Source organism: Flavobacterium ardleyense (assembly GCF_033547075.1).
In the GTDB taxonomy this organism is placed as follows: Bacteria; Bacteroidota; Bacteroidia; order Flavobacteriales; family Flavobacteriaceae; genus Flavobacterium; species Flavobacterium ardleyense_A.
Genome location: NZ_CP137891.1, coordinates 2,209,739 through 2,225,925, shown reverse-complemented (window position 1 = coordinate 2,225,925; position 16,187 = coordinate 2,209,739). Strand labels below are relative to the sequence as shown.

The 16,187-nt window shown below is 35.3% G+C and carries 19 protein-coding genes; 10 read left to right on the top strand and 9 right to left on the bottom strand.

The window, feature by feature from the left end; genetic code table 11:
* The first annotated feature begins 140 nt into the window (after nt 1–140).
* Both SBO79_RS09585 and SBO79_RS09580 read left to right on the top strand, forming a co-directional pair.
* Entirely contained in the window at nt 141–911 is a 771-nt protein-coding gene (locus tag SBO79_RS09585) for a hypothetical protein (protein ID WP_318640200.1), read from the top strand.
* 160 nt (nt 912–1,071) lie between these two features.
* Nucleotides 1,072–1,239, top strand: coding sequence for a hypothetical protein (locus SBO79_RS09580; RefSeq protein WP_318640199.1), 168 nt, complete (start codon nt 1,072–1,074; stop codon nt 1,237–1,239).
* A 177-nt stretch (nt 1,240–1,416) separates the two neighbouring features.
* On the opposite strand, the gene SBO79_RS09575 is transcribed toward SBO79_RS09580, so the two are convergent.
* Both SBO79_RS09575 and SBO79_RS09570 read right to left on the bottom strand, forming a co-directional pair.
* Entirely contained in the window at nt 1,417–2,295 is an 879-nt protein-coding gene (locus tag SBO79_RS09575; protein WP_318640198.1) for an IS3 family transposase, read from the bottom strand.
* A complete protein-coding gene (locus tag SBO79_RS09570; protein WP_318640197.1) occupies nt 2,292–2,591 on the bottom strand; it encodes a transposase in 300 nt (99 codons plus the stop codon). Before SBO79_RS09570 ends, SBO79_RS09575 begins: the two co-directional genes overlap by 4 nt.
* Nucleotides 2,592–2,688: 97 nt before the next feature.
* Here SBO79_RS09570 and SBO79_RS09565 point away from each other — a divergent pair, with 97 nt between their 5' ends.
* The 3 genes from SBO79_RS09565 to SBO79_RS09560 all read left to right on the top strand — a co-directional run bounded on the left by SBO79_RS09565 (nt 2,689) and on the right by SBO79_RS09560 (nt 4,453).
* Nucleotides 2,689–2,889: a hypothetical protein gene (locus SBO79_RS09565; RefSeq protein WP_318640196.1), complete on the top strand. Its 201-nt coding sequence runs from the start codon at nt 2,689–2,691 to the stop codon at nt 2,887–2,889.
* A gap of 21 nt (nt 2,890–2,910) precedes the next feature.
* Nucleotides 2,911–3,192 carry a type II toxin-antitoxin system RelE/ParE family toxin gene (locus SBO79_RS13965; RefSeq protein WP_406600261.1) on the top strand — a complete coding sequence of 94 codons (282 nt, stop codon included), beginning with the start codon at nt 2,911–2,913 and terminating at the stop codon, nt 3,190–3,192.
* Between the two features lie 310 nt (nt 3,193–3,502).
* Nucleotides 3,503–4,453 (top strand): hypothetical protein, encoded by a 951-nt coding sequence (locus SBO79_RS09560; RefSeq protein WP_318640195.1) that lies wholly within the window; start codon nt 3,503–3,505, stop codon nt 4,451–4,453.
* Nucleotides 4,454–4,508: 55 nt separating this feature from the next.
* Here the strand turns inward: SBO79_RS09560 and SBO79_RS09555 are convergent, their stop codons facing one another.
* The 4 genes from SBO79_RS09555 to SBO79_RS09540 form a co-directional block, all read right to left on the bottom strand.
* Nucleotides 4,509–4,790 (bottom strand): Txe/YoeB family addiction module toxin, encoded by a 282-nt coding sequence (locus SBO79_RS09555; protein ID WP_318640194.1) that lies wholly within the window; start codon nt 4,788–4,790, stop codon nt 4,509–4,511.
* Complete coding sequence (locus tag SBO79_RS09550) at nt 4,775–5,005, bottom strand: hypothetical protein (RefSeq protein WP_318640193.1); 231 nt, start codon at nt 5,003–5,005, stop codon at nt 4,775–4,777. The genes SBO79_RS09555 and SBO79_RS09550 overlap by 16 nt, the downstream gene beginning before the upstream one ends.
* Nucleotides 5,006–5,277: 272 nt before the next feature.
* Nucleotides 5,278–7,050 (bottom strand): ABC transporter ATP-binding protein, encoded by a 1,773-nt coding sequence (locus SBO79_RS09545; protein ID WP_318643499.1) that lies wholly within the window; start codon nt 7,048–7,050, stop codon nt 5,278–5,280.
* A 532-nt stretch (nt 7,051–7,582) separates the two neighbouring features.
* The gene (locus SBO79_RS09540; RefSeq protein WP_318640192.1) at nt 7,583–7,831 is read right to left on the bottom strand and encodes a hypothetical protein; all 249 of its coding nucleotides are present in this window, start codon (nt 7,829–7,831) and stop codon (nt 7,583–7,585) included.
* 657 nt (nt 7,832–8,488) lie between these two features.
* Between SBO79_RS09540 and SBO79_RS09535 the strand changes: the two genes are divergently transcribed.
* A complete protein-coding gene (locus tag SBO79_RS09535) occupies nt 8,489–8,629 on the top strand; it encodes a hypothetical protein (RefSeq protein ID WP_318640191.1) in 141 nt (46 codons plus the stop codon).
* Nucleotides 8,630–8,740: 111 nt separating this feature from the next.
* A complete protein-coding gene (locus SBO79_RS09530; RefSeq protein ID WP_318640190.1) occupies nt 8,741–9,301 on the top strand; it encodes a hypothetical protein in 561 nt (186 codons plus the stop codon).
* Nucleotides 9,302–9,704: 403 nt separating this feature from the next.
* Here the strand turns inward: SBO79_RS09530 and SBO79_RS09525 are convergent, their stop codons facing one another.
* The 3 genes from SBO79_RS09525 to SBO79_RS09515 all read right to left on the bottom strand — a co-directional run bounded on the left by SBO79_RS09525 (nt 9,705) and on the right by SBO79_RS09515 (nt 10,782).
* Complete coding sequence (locus SBO79_RS09525) at nt 9,705–10,073, bottom strand: hypothetical protein (RefSeq protein ID WP_318640189.1); 369 nt, start codon at nt 10,071–10,073, stop codon at nt 9,705–9,707.
* Between the two features lie 20 nt (nt 10,074–10,093).
* Entirely contained in the window at nt 10,094–10,324 is a 231-nt protein-coding gene (locus tag SBO79_RS09520) for a hypothetical protein (protein WP_318640188.1), read from the bottom strand.
* Between the two features lie 263 nt (nt 10,325–10,587).
* Nucleotides 10,588–10,782: a hypothetical protein gene (locus tag SBO79_RS09515; protein WP_318640187.1), complete on the bottom strand. Its 195-nt coding sequence runs from the start codon at nt 10,780–10,782 to the stop codon at nt 10,588–10,590.
* 197 nt (nt 10,783–10,979) lie between these two features.
* Here SBO79_RS09515 and SBO79_RS09510 point away from each other — a divergent pair, with 197 nt between their 5' ends.
* The 3 genes from SBO79_RS09510 to SBO79_RS09500 are packed head-to-tail and all read left to right on the top strand — an operon-like array spanning nt 10,980 to nt 16,179.
* Nucleotides 10,980–12,260 carry a TolC family protein gene (locus SBO79_RS09510; RefSeq protein WP_318640186.1) on the top strand — a complete coding sequence of 427 codons (1,281 nt, stop codon included), beginning with the start codon at nt 10,980–10,982 and terminating at the stop codon, nt 12,258–12,260.
* Nucleotides 12,254–13,183: an efflux RND transporter periplasmic adaptor subunit gene (locus tag SBO79_RS09505; protein WP_318640185.1), complete on the top strand. Its 930-nt coding sequence runs from the start codon at nt 12,254–12,256 to the stop codon at nt 13,181–13,183. Before SBO79_RS09510 ends, SBO79_RS09505 begins: the two co-directional genes overlap by 7 nt.
* Complete coding sequence (locus SBO79_RS09500; protein ID WP_318640184.1) at nt 13,180–16,179, top strand: efflux RND transporter permease subunit; 3,000 nt, start codon at nt 13,180–13,182, stop codon at nt 16,177–16,179. The genes SBO79_RS09505 and SBO79_RS09500 overlap by 4 nt, the downstream gene beginning before the upstream one ends.
* Nucleotides 16,180–16,187: the final 8 nt, after the last annotated feature.

Genomic DNA, 16,187 nt, shown 5'->3' with positions numbered 1-16,187 from the left:
GATACATTTGAATGTCTACAACAGCAAAGCTATAACTTGAAAAGAACTTAATGAATATTATTCAAATTCCAGTTGTCTTAAATAGAGCGATAAATTTAGAAATTATATGCGGAAAGTGTAAATATAAATCTTCAATTGAGTTGGATTTAGTATTTGATAATCCAGACATACCAATTATAAATGAAGAAAGTGTTATGTGCTATGAGTGTGGAAGTGTGATGAATTACACGACCTCCTGTACTTCAAAAACTTTTTCAACAGAAATGCGAGATGAAGAAACAATACATTTCTTAGAATACTCTGATCAAGACAATCTCGAACTGTATGAAAAATCTTCTCCATATAAATCAAAAGTATTTTACTATTCACAAATTAATAGATTTCAGCAGCTAATAGACCAGGAATTTGGCGAATTTATTATAGAGCAGTCCTTAAATCGTTTAGTTTTTTCTGGAGTTGTAACCGCAGTAGAAACTTACTTAAACGAGATTTTAATCTATACGGTTTTTTATTCAGAGGATACTATTAATACTTTTATTGAAAATTACGAACCATATAAGAAAGAAGTGGTTCCACTTAATCAAATTATTTCGATGAGAAAGTCGATTAATAATAAAATTAAGGAAGATCTAAATAATCTCCTATATCACAACATTCCTAAAATGATTAGAATATTTGATATTTACAACTACGATTTGAGAAGTTTTAAAGAAATACCTAAGTTGGTTTCACAGATAAAGTTGCGGCATGATTTTGTGCATAGAAGTGGTATAGATAAAGAAGATAATCTAGTATTAACCTCAAAACAGCAAATTTTAAACCTCATTGAACTAACAAATAGTTTTATAGAGTACATTAACAATAAATACAAGAATAACTGTTTTCGAACAGATGCTGATTCTCCATTCTAAAATATAACACTTTCTACATATATAACTTTACGATTAGAAAAAATTTGATTTCTAAATATCAAATTTCATCATTGGTGATCTAAATATTTCCTTTTCTGGCTATGCGTATCCTAGTCATAAAGCTAGAAATACACTTAATGAAGCTTTTGAAAAATTATAAATGAAAAACCTAACTAGCGAAATTTCTGAGAATGTTGATCATATTGTAATTAGCAATGAATTTTTAAATGAGAAGAAAACTGCAGTTGAAATTTTTAATTTGGACAAAAAGTTAAGCGATCATATCGGGATTTGTGTAACCATTTTTGAGGAGCAGCAAGATTTTTAAAAGTGCATTCAATTAACAATATGAAATGTAGATATAGGTCTCTTAACTTCTCTTAAATCAGATAAGTGAAGTATGGATAAATAACAAGTGATGGATATCAGTCAAATATAAAATTTTGTATATTTGATTAAAAGAAAACCAAATGGATGGATATGCAAACAATAATGACAGTATTAGTTAAGCCGCATATTTGCTATTAATTTTTAAATTATTAAACTCCTGAATTGTTAGATAATTAAGAGAAGAATGCCTTCTCATTTTATTATACCATAGTTCTATGTACTCAAATACTTCCTTCTCCATATCCTTTCTCGATATAAGCTTATTACCGTAAATCAGCTCTGATTTGAGTGATTTAAAGAAGCTTTCAGCGACTGCATTATCCCAGCAGTTCCCTTTTCTGCTCATACTCCTTTTGACCTTATAGGACTCAAGAGTATTAGCAAATTTCTTATTGGCATATTGAACACCACGATCAGAATGAAAGATAAGACCTTTACTTATTTTTCGGTTTTTAAGAGCCATTCTCCACGCTGGTAAGCTTGTTTGATCAGTAGACATGCCATCACTTAAACTCCAGCCTATCAGTTTTCTATCATATAAATCTAAGATAGTCGTTAAATAAAGAAACCCTTCTTTTACAGGTATATAGGTAATATCAGATACCCATGCTTTGGAAGGTTCAGTTTGTTTAAACTGCCGATTTAAGTGGTTCTCTACAATTAAATAATCATGGTTGGAATCTGTAGTTATTCGGAATTTTTTACTTAATTTACTTCGTAACCCCATTTCTCTCATATACTTAGCTACTGTAATTCGTGATATTTCAATCCCTCTCTTCTGTAGATCAACACAAAGCCTTGGACTACCATAGCGCTGCTTATAATGAAAGTAGGTGTCATTTATTACTACTTTTAAATGTTCTTTCTTAATGACTTTATTACTAACAGAAGACCGCTTCCATCTATAGTAGCTACTAAAGCTTACTTCTAGAACCTTGCACATTTTATCAATCGGAAAAACCTTTTCATTACTTTTAATGAACCAGTATTTCATCGATCGGTCTTGGAGAAAATGGCGATTGCTTTTTTTAATATACTATGTTCTAACTCAACATCATGTAATTTCTTCTCTAGTTCCCGTATACGTTCCTGTTCCGGAGTTAATTTTAAATTACCATTACCTGGAAAGCTTCCTGATTGAAAAGCATCAAACTCTTTACGCCATTTGTAAAGTAAAGTGACCTGTATACCAAGTTCTCTTGCAAGTTCAGATAGGTTCTTTCTGTCTTTACTTAATTCTACAGCTTGTCGTTTAAAAGCTGCATCATATAATTTTCGTTCTTGTATCATAAGCTAAATGTAAGACTTTATGCTTAACTTCTACTGTCAGCTAAATTAGCACATCCAGGATTTACCTACTAGAAAAATTGAATTTGTTCAGGAATTTTTGCAAATTCAAAGTGAAGAGATAATAGCCAAGCTCGAAAGCATCTTAAAGAAAGAAAAATCAAGCATTGACGATGGCCGTTTTAAACCAATGTCAATTGAGGAGCTTAACAATCGTATAGATAATTCGATGGATGATTCACAAAATGGACGTCTAATTGGTGCCGATGATTTAAAAGCCAAAATGCAGAAATGGAGCTAAAAATCTTTTGGACGAAATCTTCTGAAAGAATTAGCAAAAATATTTCAATTTTACCTTGATACCGCAAACTTGCGCATCGCAGAGAAAGTAACAGATGGTATTTTTAACGCGACTCTGATACTGACCCAGCAGCCTGAAATGGGCCAGATTGAACATTTCCTAATGGATCGTAATGAAGATTTTAGATATATTCTTTATAAAAATTACAAAATTATTTACTGGTTCAATAAAGAGCAAAACTGGATAGAAATATATGATGTCTTTGATATGAGACAAAATCCTCTAAACACTAAACGAATTTAATGTTTAACGCTCTTTAATTGGTCGTACTTCAACTAAGAAATTAGTTATACATTATATATAACCCTCACTTCAATCTACCACATCTCCCCTAGCCCTGATGGGAACGACCCGAGCGTAGCGAACTGGCGAAGCACATCCTTTCCTGCCCCTTGTTTTGGGCAGGAAAGATACAGTGGACAGCAGGAGAAAGCTCCAAAAAAATTAAGTCATAAACTTTATAAAATAAATTAAAATCAAAAAACTTCTTGATATTTTACCAATTTCTCACAAGTCCAGAAAGATTAAGTTTAGAAAGTTCTCGTTGCTAGTTATGCTGGTAGCCTTTAATCTTTGTAATTCGCAAGTTCTGGACAAAGATTTTATGTGGCTGGAAGATAATAACGACGGAATCAAGCAAATTACAATTTCTAAAAATAGTAGGATAGGAATTGTGCAACGTTTTAACAAACTTGGACAACCTTACTATATTAAAAACTCCGAATTTAATGGTAAAGGTATAATTGCAGTTTGGTATTTTCATTATGATTCAAACAATCAGATTGATAAAACAGTGTTCGCACATTCAAATATCGGATTTGAGAGACATTTATACAGAAGAACCGATACTGTTGTGGATGTCTTTAGTTACTACAGCAAATATGAGGAAGAATGGGAAAAGAAAATTAGAAAAAAAAGTGATTCTTTCGCCAGTGTCGGAGAAAAGGATTCAGAACATTTCAAACAGCTGCACATTATTAGAGATACGACTTCGTTATTAAAATCAATAGGTTATCTAGAATTGCTAGGTCGAAAAAAATATCTGAGTAAAACTATACTTTTAAACAGCAAACTGAGAGAGATTGGCCATAAAACATTTACTCACAAGCGCAAAGTAGACAGCGAATCGACCACAATATATAGTAAGAATAAAACTCAAACCACTTTTTTTGACAAATCCTTTGGAATAAATGATGTTATTACAAAGGTGTATGATGATTCAGGAAAAATCCTCTCTGAAAGCGGAAATTTCCACAATGTCTCTTATAAATATAATGGGAAAAGGTTAGTTGAAAAAATAGAATTTGATAATGGAAAACCTAGAATAAAAGTCCATTATATTTATAGTGACGATTTGCTAATTGAAAAGATTTATGAAGATGTCAAAAGTGGAAGTAAGTGGCGTAACAAATATGAGTATAATGAGAGAGGAAAGATTGCTTCAAAAAATGTAATTGAAGGTAATTTAAAGGGCGTTTACGTGCACGAATATGTTTATTGGTGATTTTAAATTTCCTAATCAAACGTATAACTCATCAATTTAAAAACTACCACTAAAACTATTTATCGTAATAATGGCCAAGCACAGAAACGACCGTTACGGTTACTAGATTGTCATCTATTGAGTAGATAATTCTATCTTTAAGATTGATTCTTCTTGACCAGAAACCTAATAAATTGTTTTTTAACGCTTCTGGCTTGCCAACACCATTGTATGGCATACTTTCTAAATCAGAAATTATGGCGTTAATTTTTTTTATCGTGGCTTGATTTCCAGCATTTTTATGTTTCTGCAATCCTCTAATTGCTGTTTCAGTATATTCGATTATATACTTTCCCATAATTTAGAAGATTCAATTGTTGTTCTTTTATCGTCTTTAAAAGAATGTAAAACGGTTTCAACAAATTTTTGATTATATTCCATTTCAGCGGGTTCTTCGACAACACAAGAATCTTCTGACTCAGTTTCTATAATAGTAACGAAATCAAAAGTTTTTACGAGTTCTATAAATGCTTTAGCCTGTTTGCTTTTAGTATTTACTTTTAAGGTTGTCATAATATTTAATATTATAAGTACAAATATACTAAAATGTCAACGAATTGATGTCGCAAGCGAGTTTTGTTTAACCTCACTTCAATCTACTACAACTCCCCTAGCCCTGATCGGAACGACCCGAGCGCAGCGAACTGGCGAAGCACATCCTTTCCTGCCACTTCTTTTGGGCAGGAGAGATACAGTGGACAGCAGACCCGAGCAAAGCGAACGGGCGAAGCAATAAAGCTCCAAAAAAGCACAAATTTTCAATTTAAATTTAACTCCTTCCCAACTTATATTTTCGACTGATAGGTATATAATTCAAAATACCTACCTTCCTTGGCAATCAACTCGTCGTGGGTGCCGCGCTCGACAATATGTCCAGCTTCGATGACCAAAATCTGATCTGCCTTGCGAATTGTGCTCAAACGGTGGGCAATGACAATCGTGGTTCTATCCTTGATCAATTCATTTAAACTCTTCTGAATTAACGCTTCACTTTCAGTGTCCAGACTTGAAGTCGCCTCGTCCAAAATGATGATTTTCGGATTGGCAAGAATCGCACGCGCAATCGCCAATCGCTGACGTTGACCGCCAGAGAGCTTCACTCCACGCTCACCGATTAGGGTTTCGAGGCCCTCGTCAAAACGGTCGGTGAACTCATTTACATAAGCCGCGTTTACAGCATTTTGAAGTTCCGCTTCGGTAGCATTTGGTCGTGGAAACATAATATTGGCGCGAATCGTACCTTCAAAAAGAAATTCGTCCTGCAGAACCACGCCCAAATATTGACGGTAACTACTCAATTTAACCTTGGATAGATCTTGATTATCAATCGTAACTTTACCCGAAATTGGCGTCAAGAAAGTAGCCGATAATCCCGCAATGGTCGATTTTCCAGATCCAGAACTTCCTACAAGAGCAGTCACAGAACCGGCAGGAGCTTTGAAATTAATATTATGCAGAACATCCTTTCCTTCTTCGTACGAAAACGAAACATCGCTGAATTCAATATCTCCTTTGATAGTTGATAGTTCAATATCTCTATTTTTATCATCTTCTTCGGCAGTCATATTCATCAATTCTTCGGTTCGGTCAAGACCCGCAAGTGCTTCGGTCAGCTGACTTCCGATATTACTCATCTGAACAATTGGCGCAATCATAAATCCAAGAATAAGCGTAAAAAACAAGAAGTCTCCGGTAGTCATTTCGCCAATCATCATATAATATCCACCCATTCCCATAATTCCGGTGGTGGCAACACCAATCAAAAATGTCGACGAACTGGTCATCAAAGCCGTAGCGGTCAAACTTTTTTTGACGTTTTGGTAAAGTTTATCAACCCCCTGTTCAAACACAATATTCTCTTGTTCTTCGGCATTAAACGCTTTGATAACGCGGACTCCCGCAAGAGTTTCGGTCAATCTTCCCGTAACTTCGGCGTTAATTTTCCCGCGGGCTCTAAAGATTGGACGAATAAATTTGAAAGCTTTCAACGCGATAAATCCAAAAACAGAAAGTGGTACAAACACAAAAAGTGTCATCCAAGCATTTAGTTTTATCAAAATAACTAGTGACACAATTGCGGTAAATGATCCGCCGACAAGTTGCACCAATCCTGTTCCAATCAGATTTCGAACACCTTCCACATCGCTCATGATTCGAGCCACTAAGGCACCGGATTTGGTATTATCAAAGAAGCTGATTGGCAACGAAAGCACTTTTTTCTGTACCTGAGATCTCAGCTCACTAATCAGAAATTGTGATTGCACACTTAAAATTCTCGTCAATAAATAGGAAGTGACTGCCTGCACGGTGATGGCCGCGATTACGATGGCAATTAACTGATAGAGTAATGTAAAATCTTTGTTTGGCACCACATCGTCCAGCAATACCTTACTTTGCCAGGGCAAAACTAAACCTGATAAGCTTTTGATTACAATTAATAGTAATCCTATGAAAACCAAATTTCGCCGCGGCCAAATTATAGTTTTAAAAGCAGTTTTCATCGTTACTCGGGGTTCAGAATTGGCAGTATTTTTAGGTTTTTCTTGTAAATGTCGCATAATGGCTGATAATTGTTTAGGCGTGGCAAAAATACTCAATAAAGCGGCGTGAAGTGGCCAAATCTTCAAATAAGATTTAGTACCATAACATCCATAATCTTACTTGCGCACATCCCGTCGCCAGAACGACTATCATACCATAGAAATGATATGTGGCTCGGATAGGGTCGTCCACTAAATCTTTGCTGCCAGAAATTTTCGTAGCAATATCAAATCTTTGTTTAGCAGCAAAGGATGTCCTTCGCCAATTCGCTGCGCTTGGGTTGGTATCAGCTTTGCGCAGAAGAGTATTTCAATAGAAAAATTGTTGCTTATGTATTTCGAATATTTCAGTAATTAATACAATTCAATTGTACAAATTCAATCTGAAAAAGATGCAAATAATTTTAAAGAAAAAAGCTAATTCTTAAACTATTGCCAAGAAATGGTTCGGTTAAATGTTTGTGTAGAGAAAATTGCGAATAGTCGCATTAGCTATAAAAAGGAATAGGGACAAATTTTGATTTGTCCCTATATGCTATGTGTAGATATATTATTTTGTAACTGCCGAAGACTTGCGTTTTTTCTCAAAGTAATATACCGAGTAAAGCACACCAGCTAGAAGTAAAAATGGTGTCCAGCTGTCAATTGGCGCAGCTACTTCATTTGTGGAATAACCGACCATTTCAGTTTCATAATCATCATTTGAATAATCGTCGTACTCCGTTCTAGCTGTTTTGTCGAAAGCAAATGCATTCATTTGTGCAACGATAAGCAACAATAATAAAATTTTCTTCTTCATAATTTTAATGATTCGTCTTGCAGTCGTACTTATTTTTAAAGACTGTTAGTGTTAAACAAATGGATAGATTTCCAGTACTAAATATATCACCAATCGATAAAAAACTAATTTTGTCGACTAAACGCAAATGTAAGGAGCCGTTGTAGGAAAAACAACATACACAATGATTTTCATTTATACTGCGATAATTACCCTTAGATATGAAAGGAAGAATAAATACGTTTTTAAAATATGTAAATACTTGAACTTCGTGTAGATAAATATTAATTGATGCTGCAGAAGTTTACTATGTCCTTTTTGTGGTCAAATTATAATTAATATAAGAAGTGTTAAAGATGTAGATTATAATAATTATTATTGAATATTAGTTGCAAATAACTAAAGTTCCTTATTAAATTTTGCGGCAAATATTGAATTCAATCTGTTATCACTGTCGAAAATATAAAGCATGCTTAAATCGTAAGAAATTATTTATTAAAACTTCCTTATTCTATTTGAAATCTTTAATTTCTTTAGTATTGACGACCGAGCAAATGATTTTCAACAAATAAGAATTTCAAAATCAATCAAGGAAATGCATTACCGAAACGAAATTTTAGTATAATTTGCATAAAATATAAAATTGGTCTATTTACAAAATAAATAAAAACCATCCCTATGAAGAAAATTTTAATAATATCCTTACTTTTAATTGCAATTGGAATGATATTTATTGGCGTCTCATCCAAAATATTACCACCAACGCTTACAGGAGTCGGTTTTTTCATTATTGCAGCTTTATTTTATCAAAATAAGTAAAAGTCTTTTCATACGAAAGATTGACAGCTATCTTTTATCATTCAGCCACACTTCATATATAATCTTCAAATAATATTGTGTATGTTTATGGGATCTATTACCTAATTACAAATGAAAACACTTTTATATTTTTTAATTCTATTCCCACTAAATCTAATTGCGCAAAATCAAACAACTTCCGAAATTTTTTGGAAACAACTAGAAGCGCATTGCGGAAAATCGTATGAAGGAACTATTACTGCGGGCGCCGTTGAAGGCGATGGATTTACTGGCAAGAAATTAATTATGCATGTCCGTTCCTGTCAGAAAAATGAAATTCGAATTCCGTTTTTTGTCGGCGAAGATAAATCTAGAACTTGGGTATTAAAGATGAATTCCGAGAAGGTTATCAGTTTGAAGCACGATCACAGAAATCCTGACGGTAGCGAAGAGAAGCTTACACAATATGGTGGGATAAGTTCTAATATTGGAATGGCAAATTTACAAATGTTTCCTGCCGATGCACATACGACTGCAATTTTGCCCGCCGCTGCAGCAAATGTATGGTGGTTTACCATTGACGAAAACTCTTTGTCATATAATCTTCGAAGAGTTGGCAGTGAACGCGTATTTACGGTTGTTTTTGATCTTACAAAAACGGTCAAAACTCCCACTGCTCCTTGGGGCTACTAAGAAATAATTCTGCAAACTTTATTACATAGCGGCATCGTAAAATTTGCATGCTACTACCCCATCTCAATTCGGATTGCTGTTTAAGATCTATTATAGAAATTTTATTTGGCACCACCACGGACAGTTTACTTGAGCAAAAATGTGGCAATCACCATATATATGTGTAAATTTTAAAAAATCGTCAATCTATAGAATGAATTGCTTTTAGAAAAACATTAGATTGACTATTCCAAAATATTTGAGACCGAGTAGTAACACAAGTTCCACTTAGCATCAATCATTTCGCAACGTACATCATGACTTTTCCACGCATCTGTTTTGTTGTAAGATGTGAGTTGAATCTACAATTGAAACAATTTTCGTCTAATAAGAGTTTTTTGAAAAGTTTTGAAGTTATCATCAATTAGTCCTGATGCACAGTAGATCGCAAAAAGTTAACTCTTTGATAGCCATAGAACGCGAAAGCTCCCACAAAATACAATAAGGCATCAATCCAATCTGCGGTATAACGAGGATTATGTATTGGTAGATAATATTCAAAGTAAATAGAGTAATACAAAGCCATTAACACAACGAAAAATAGCGGCAATTGAAAATCAGTGTCCTTTTTTAATTGCCTAATCACAAAAGTAATAAATCCCAAAACTAGCGGGAGACAAAGTAAATCATTCGCATAATTATTCAAAATTCCGGGTAAGTATATTCCGCTTTTTTGAAGAGCAAATATTCCACAAGCAACTACAGTCATCACCAGGTATATTCTATTTCTCATATATTAAGGTAATTACCGTTTTATCCAGTGACAATGCTGATAAATCCAGCAATAAGTGCACCAACCACCATTCCTAAAAACAACCAAACCGAATAAATGAATTTCGAAAAACCTCTTACAATTGTATTGGGATGCTCGGAAGCGTCATTAAAAAATTTATCGATTTTACTCGGTCCTTTTATTCGCTCCACCTCATTTTGCTCTAAAATTTTCTTCTCTCTTAACAGCTGCCGTTTTAGGTTGATATTCACAATCGCCCCACAATTTTTACAATAGTCTCGATTTAGATTCAAGGTGCCGCATTCTAGACATTTTATATAGGATTTTTGACTCATAACTATTGGTTTTTGGGACCTGCCTCGTGGCCACGTTAGGCAAATTTACACATATCAATAGAATAAAGGAAATTTCACCTTATGCATAAGATTATAAGTCTATCTGAGAGTATAAATATTTATTAACTGCTGTACTTATCAGCCTCATGTTTAGCAAATTGAACATTTTAGTCTACTACTTAAAGGTCAAAATTAAATGATTGAAGCTGAGAAACAATTTTTAAGAAGTATAATAAATTATAACGTTTATCTCTACCCACCCTTTTGCGGCAGGGATCATAGCGGCATCCTTTGCTGCTAAACTTAATTTGAAAAAATGAAAATGTTATTTCTTGCAGCAAAGATACAGCGGAGAGCCCGGTTGTTGCTGTCATTGCGATAATGTTAAAGTCGATGAAAGTCCTTACTCCTTTCGCAATGACAGCAACAAGCCGCCCAAAAAAAATAGAATATTCTAATGCAACGGAGATATCCTACTTTAAAATAACTTTAGAATTCAGTCCTAGTTTTACATTAAAATACCAGCATTTTTCAACTAATTCTGTTGAAAAGCTTCTATAAAATTGAAGATATGCCTAAAACTAGACTTTTTACGTTTCTTGCATTGTTATGCACTGTGACAATTCTTGCGCAGACACACGACTTGCCTTATTTTTTGAGTCAGGCTCAAAATAATTCAGCGGCAATTAAGGAATCGGCAAATTTAGTTCTACTTGGAGATTTGCAGAGTCGAATTATCAAAGCACAGAACAGCGGATTTCTGGTAAATGCAACTTCTGATGTGCTATTTGCACCATTTTTTGACAGTAATGGCAAAGCGATCGAAATTACAACGACACCTTCTGCAAATGCGTACGGATATGATGCAGGACTGACAAACGGCGGACTATATTCGGCACAAATTAATATTACAAAAAACCTTTTTAACCGCGCTGCAACAGACAATTTGCTACTGCAAAACCAGCTTCTGAACAATGGCATCGCGCTAAATTCGGAAGAATTTAAGCACAATCTTATTCGGAATATCACTGCTTCCTATATTGCAGTTTACCAACTTCAGCTGCAAGAAGACTTTATAAAAAAGACACTATTGGACTTTAAAAACCGCCTTAAAGTGGTGGAACTACTGGTGAAAAGAGGGATTTTATTGCAGAGTGATTATCTGTTATTGCAGCTCGATATTGAGAATAAAAATATCGAGCTGCAGCAGGTGCAAAATAGTTTTCAGACTTCAATTAATGCTTTGCAGACTATGAGCGGACTAGCAAATGAACCTCAAAATAGAGTTGAGATACCGTTAATTAACAAGTTAGTAATAAGTGAATTAGCATTCTATGAAAAGAAATTTAAAAATGATAGTTTGCAAGTTGCTGCTAATCAGAAAATTTTTGAAAATCAATATAAACCGCAAGTTAGTTTATATGGAAATGCCGGAATTAATGCGGTGGAAATTACAGATATGTACAGAAAATTTGGAGGTAGCGCTGGTGTGCGATTGAGTCTTCCGATTTATGATGGGCATCAGCGAAAGCTAAATGCGGAACAAAACCGTCTGAGAACCGAAAATTTGACAGCTTACAAACTTAATTCTGGACTGCAGCGCAAAAACAACTTGGAAGAGCTGAATCGTCAGATTTCCGAAAATGATAAAGCAGTGGTATTGTTAGAAAAGCAAGAAAAAAAATATGTGCAAATTCTCGATATCTACAAAGGGAAACTGGTGCAAGGCCAAGTTTCTATTATTGATTATCTCAGCCTTATGCAAAATTACAAAATGAGTGTTTATACAAAACTACAGGCTCAAACTAATCATTGGCTTTTGCAAAGTCAGCTAAATTACTTACAATGGTAAATCTTAAATTGACAATTGCGAAAACTCTTATGAGTGGATTTTTCCTGCTATCTATGGCTGCCTGCAAGAAAGATGTAGCGGTAGGAAATAATCACAAGGCCGCAGTAGAAGTGACAACAACTTTGATTGCTGAAGGTGATGTGCAGCAATTTCTAAGTTTTAACGGAGTTACTGTGTATCAGCGTAAAGAGAATATCAGAAGTAATGTTACGGGATATATTTCGCGTATGAACTTCAAAATTGGTGATAAAATTGGTACAGGTCAAAGCTTTGCAACTGTCCGAACGAAAGAGCAGGATGCTTTAAAAGCTGCTGTTAAAATTGATAGTTCGCTGCGGAAATTTATAAATCCAATCGGAATACGAAGTAACGCTTCGGGCGTAATTTCGGTTTTGAGTATTACTGATAATGATTACGTTGCAGAAGGTGATATTCTGGCAACTGTTGTACAGCCAAATTCATTAGTGATCCAAGTAAATGTGCCGTTTGAGTATAACAATGTGCTGCAGATTGGATCTGATTGTGAAATAATTTTGCAAAATGGCGAGAAAATGACTGCGAAGATTACGGGATCTCTACCTTCTATAGATGCTTTGGCGCAGTCTCAGGTTTATCTGATCGCATTGCCACAAGGAAATCTTCCTGAGAACTTAAACGTGCAGGTTCGCATTTTATACAAAGAAGCAAAAAATACGATGACGATACCCAAGAAAGCTTTGCAAACAAACGAGTTACTGACAGAATATTGGATTTTTAAAGTTGAAAAGGATTCGATCGCAGTAAAGCAAAATGTTACTCCGTTATTGGAAAATGACTCGATTATTCAAATTAGCGGAAGCGGAATAAAATTAAACGACCGCATCGTGCTTGAAGGTGGGTATCAAATGCAGGATTCGACAATAATCTCAATAAGAAGGAAATGAAAAATGTACCACAATCATTGAAATTTCCTTTGTTGGCAATTGCAGTACTGCTTTTGCTGGGTGGTTTTTTTGCTTATTCAAATCTCAAAACGGGACTTTTCCCTGATATCACTTTTCCGAAAATTAAAGTAATCGCAGATGCCGGGCAGCAGCCTGTAGATAAGATGATGAGCACCGTAACTGTTCCGCTAGAAAATATCCTCAGACGCACCGAAGGACTGCAATATATCCGCAGCACCACTTCTCGTGGAAGTTGCGAAATATCTGTTTACCTAGATTGGAATGTCGATATCAACACTTCGAAAAGTCAGATTGAGTCCTTTATTAATCAATCACAAGGAAGTTTGCTGCCTAATACAGTATTTTCTGTCGAGAAAATGAATCCTTCAATCTTGCCGGTGATGGGTTATTCTCTAGAAGGTGATAAATTGTCGCAGGTCGATTTGAAAAAAATCGCAAAATATCGTATAAAACCATTTCTTGCGGCTACAACGGGAGTATCTGATGTGAGCATAATTGGCGGAAAAGACAAGGAATTTCAAGTTGTGCTCAGACCTGATATTTTGAAATCCTTGGGAATTTCGGTTACCACGGTTCAGAATGCGATTGTAAATTCGAATCTGCTACAATCCAATGGTTATATCAGCGACTACAATCGGATGTATCTTACACTCACCGATAATGCTGTGGATGATATTAGCGATTTGCAAAACTTGGTAATCATCAACAGTCCTACTAGACTTATCAAGCTAAGGGACATTGCCGATATTGAAGTAAATGAGGTCAAAGAATATCAAAAAATTCGTGCAAATGGAAAAAATGTTCCACTTATCGCCATTATAAAACAGCCAAATGCCAATCTTATTGATGTTAACAATAGCATAGAAAGTAAGGTTATTGAATTGCAGAAAACGCTCCCGAAAGGTGTCTTGTTAAAACCATATTACAAACAAGCCGACTTTGTAAATACAAGTATTGCTAGTATCAAGGATGTTTTATGGATTGGTCTAGCATTGGCACTAATTGTTGTGATTGTTTTCTTGCGATCCTTTTCGGCTAGTTTGGTGGTGCTTTTCACTATTCCGTTGTCATTATCGCTGACATTAATAGTACTAGATCTTGTGGGGTTTACTTTTAATATTATGACGCTTGGTGCCATAGCTGCGGCAATAGGTCTGATGATAGACGATGTGGTCATTATCATAGAACAAATTCATAAAATTCGAGAAGAGAATCACAAAGAGTCTGTGAGTTGGGCATCACACGAAGCTATCTCTCATTTATTTCCTGCGATGCTCGGGTCGTCACTGAGTACAATTGTGATCTTTATTCCATTTATATTAATGACAGGAGTTGCAGGAGCTTATTTTAAGGTGATGGCTTTTAGTATGATTATCGCTCTCGCCTCTTCATTTCTTGTTACGTGGCTGTTAGTTCCGGTATTATCAATTGTATTTACACGAAATACTCCACTTAAAGCGAAACCCGCGATTAAGACAAAATGGATCCACAGTATATTAGGAAAACCTCTAATCGGGTTTGTATTTATGGCTATTTGTGTGGTGATTATCATTGTCATTCCGTCTCGCTTATCATCAGGTTTTTTGCCAGAAATGGACGAAGGAAGTATCGTATTAGACTTTAATAGTCCGCCGGGAACGACATTAGAGGAAACAGATCGAATGTTGCAATTGGTAAATACTATTCTTGATACTCAACCTGAAGTCGAAGCCTATAGCTCAAGATTGGGAACTCAGATGGGATTTTTTATTACAGAACCCAATCGCGGGGATTACCTCATTAAGCTGAAAGATAGTCGCAGCAATACAACTACTGTAGTTTCTGACGAAATACGAACTCGAATAGAAAAAAGTGTTCCGCAACTAACTGTCGATTTTGGGCAGGTTATCGGAGATATGCTAGGAGATTTGATGAGTTCTGTTCAACCGATTGAAGTGAAAGTTTTTGGTGAAGATGTGAAAACATTAGAATCGCTATCCAGAAAAATTGCCGCCGAATTGGAAAAAGTTCCCGGAACTGCTGACGTAAATGATGGCTTGATTGCCGCTGGTCCTACTCTATCGATAATTCCAAATGTTCCAGTTCTTTCGCAGTTAGGACTTACGGTGAGTGACTTTCAACTTCAGCTACAAACACAGATTGAAGGAGTAGTTGTGAGTACTATCATCGACAAAGAACAATTAGTAAATATTAGACTACTCTATCCAGATGCACAAAAGACAACCGTTGAAAATCTAAAAAACACTTCAATATTATTACCAACAGGATCAAGTATTCCGATAAGTAGTGTTGCCTCCATAAGCATCGGTAAAGGTGTTTCTGAAATCAATAGAGAAAATCAGAAATCTATGGGTGTAATAACCGCGCGGCTTAATAATAGAGATCTTGGATCTACATTAAAAGATGTGCAAACTCATCTATCAAAAAACATTTCGCTTCCCGCAGGATACTCAATTGAGTATGGAGGTGCTTACCACGATCAGCAAAAAGCTTTTAAGGAATTAATGATGATACTTATTTCAGCTATCCTATTGGTTTTTGTAGTAATTTTATTCTTGTTCAAAAGAATCAAAATTGCCTTGGCGATTATTGTCATCGCAGTTTTAGGAGTCGCTGGATGTTTACTGAGTTTATACCTCACTGGAACAGCATTAAATGTGGGCAGCTATATTGGAATTATTATGATTGTGGGTATTATTGGAGAGAATTCTATCTTCACCTACAGGCAATATTTAGAAAGCGACGAGTCACTAGCACATATTGAGAGAATAGAATATGCTATTGCTGCACGTTTACGCCCCAAATTAATGACTGCATTTGCCGCTATATTGGCTCTTAGTCCGCTGGCTTTGGGTATTGGTACCGGCGCTCAGCTACATCAGCCGCTTGCAATCGCGGTAATTGGAGGGTTGGTTTTCGCCCTACCGCTATTGCTGATTGTGTTACCGACGATTTTGAAAGCTATTAAAGACTAAAAGGTTTG

Coding starts and splice junctions, on each gene's coding strand:
- SBO79_RS09580 (WP_318640199.1), top strand. CDS start 1,072: ATGAAAAACCTAACTAGCGAAATTTCTGAGAATGTTGATCATATTGTA.
- SBO79_RS09575 (WP_318640198.1), bottom strand. CDS start 2,295: ATGAAATACTGGTTCATTAAAAGTAATGAAAAGGTTTTTCCGATTGAT.
- SBO79_RS09570 (WP_318640197.1), bottom strand. CDS start 2,591: ATGATACAAGAACGAAAATTATATGATGCAGCTTTTAAACGACAAGCT.
- SBO79_RS09560 (WP_318640195.1), top strand. CDS start 3,503: ATGCTGGTAGCCTTTAATCTTTGTAATTCGCAAGTTCTGGACAAAGAT.
- SBO79_RS09555 (WP_318640194.1), bottom strand. CDS start 4,790: ATGGGAAAGTATATAATCGAATATACTGAAACAGCAATTAGAGGATTG.
- SBO79_RS09550 (WP_318640193.1), bottom strand. CDS start 5,005: ATGACAACCTTAAAAGTAAATACTAAAAGCAAACAGGCTAAAGCATTT.
- SBO79_RS09545 (WP_318643499.1), bottom strand. CDS start 7,050: ATGCGACATTTACAAGAAAAACCTAAAAATACTGCCAATTCTGAACCC.
- SBO79_RS09540 (WP_318640192.1), bottom strand. CDS start 7,831: ATGAAGAAGAAAATTTTATTATTGTTGCTTATCGTTGCACAAATGAAT.
- SBO79_RS09535 (WP_318640191.1), top strand. CDS start 8,489: ATGAAGAAAATTTTAATAATATCCTTACTTTTAATTGCAATTGGAATG.
- SBO79_RS09530 (WP_318640190.1), top strand. CDS start 8,741: ATGAAAACACTTTTATATTTTTTAATTCTATTCCCACTAAATCTAATT.
- SBO79_RS09525 (WP_318640189.1), bottom strand. CDS start 10,073: ATGAGAAATAGAATATACCTGGTGATGACTGTAGTTGCTTGTGGAATA.
- SBO79_RS09515 (WP_318640187.1), bottom strand. CDS start 10,782: ATGACAGCAACAACCGGGCTCTCCGCTGTATCTTTGCTGCAAGAAATA.
- SBO79_RS09510 (WP_318640186.1), top strand. CDS start 10,980: ATGCCTAAAACTAGACTTTTTACGTTTCTTGCATTGTTATGCACTGTG.
- SBO79_RS09505 (WP_318640185.1), top strand. CDS start 12,254: ATGGTAAATCTTAAATTGACAATTGCGAAAACTCTTATGAGTGGATTT.
- SBO79_RS09500 (WP_318640184.1), top strand. CDS start 13,180: ATGAAAAATGTACCACAATCATTGAAATTTCCTTTGTTGGCAATTGCA.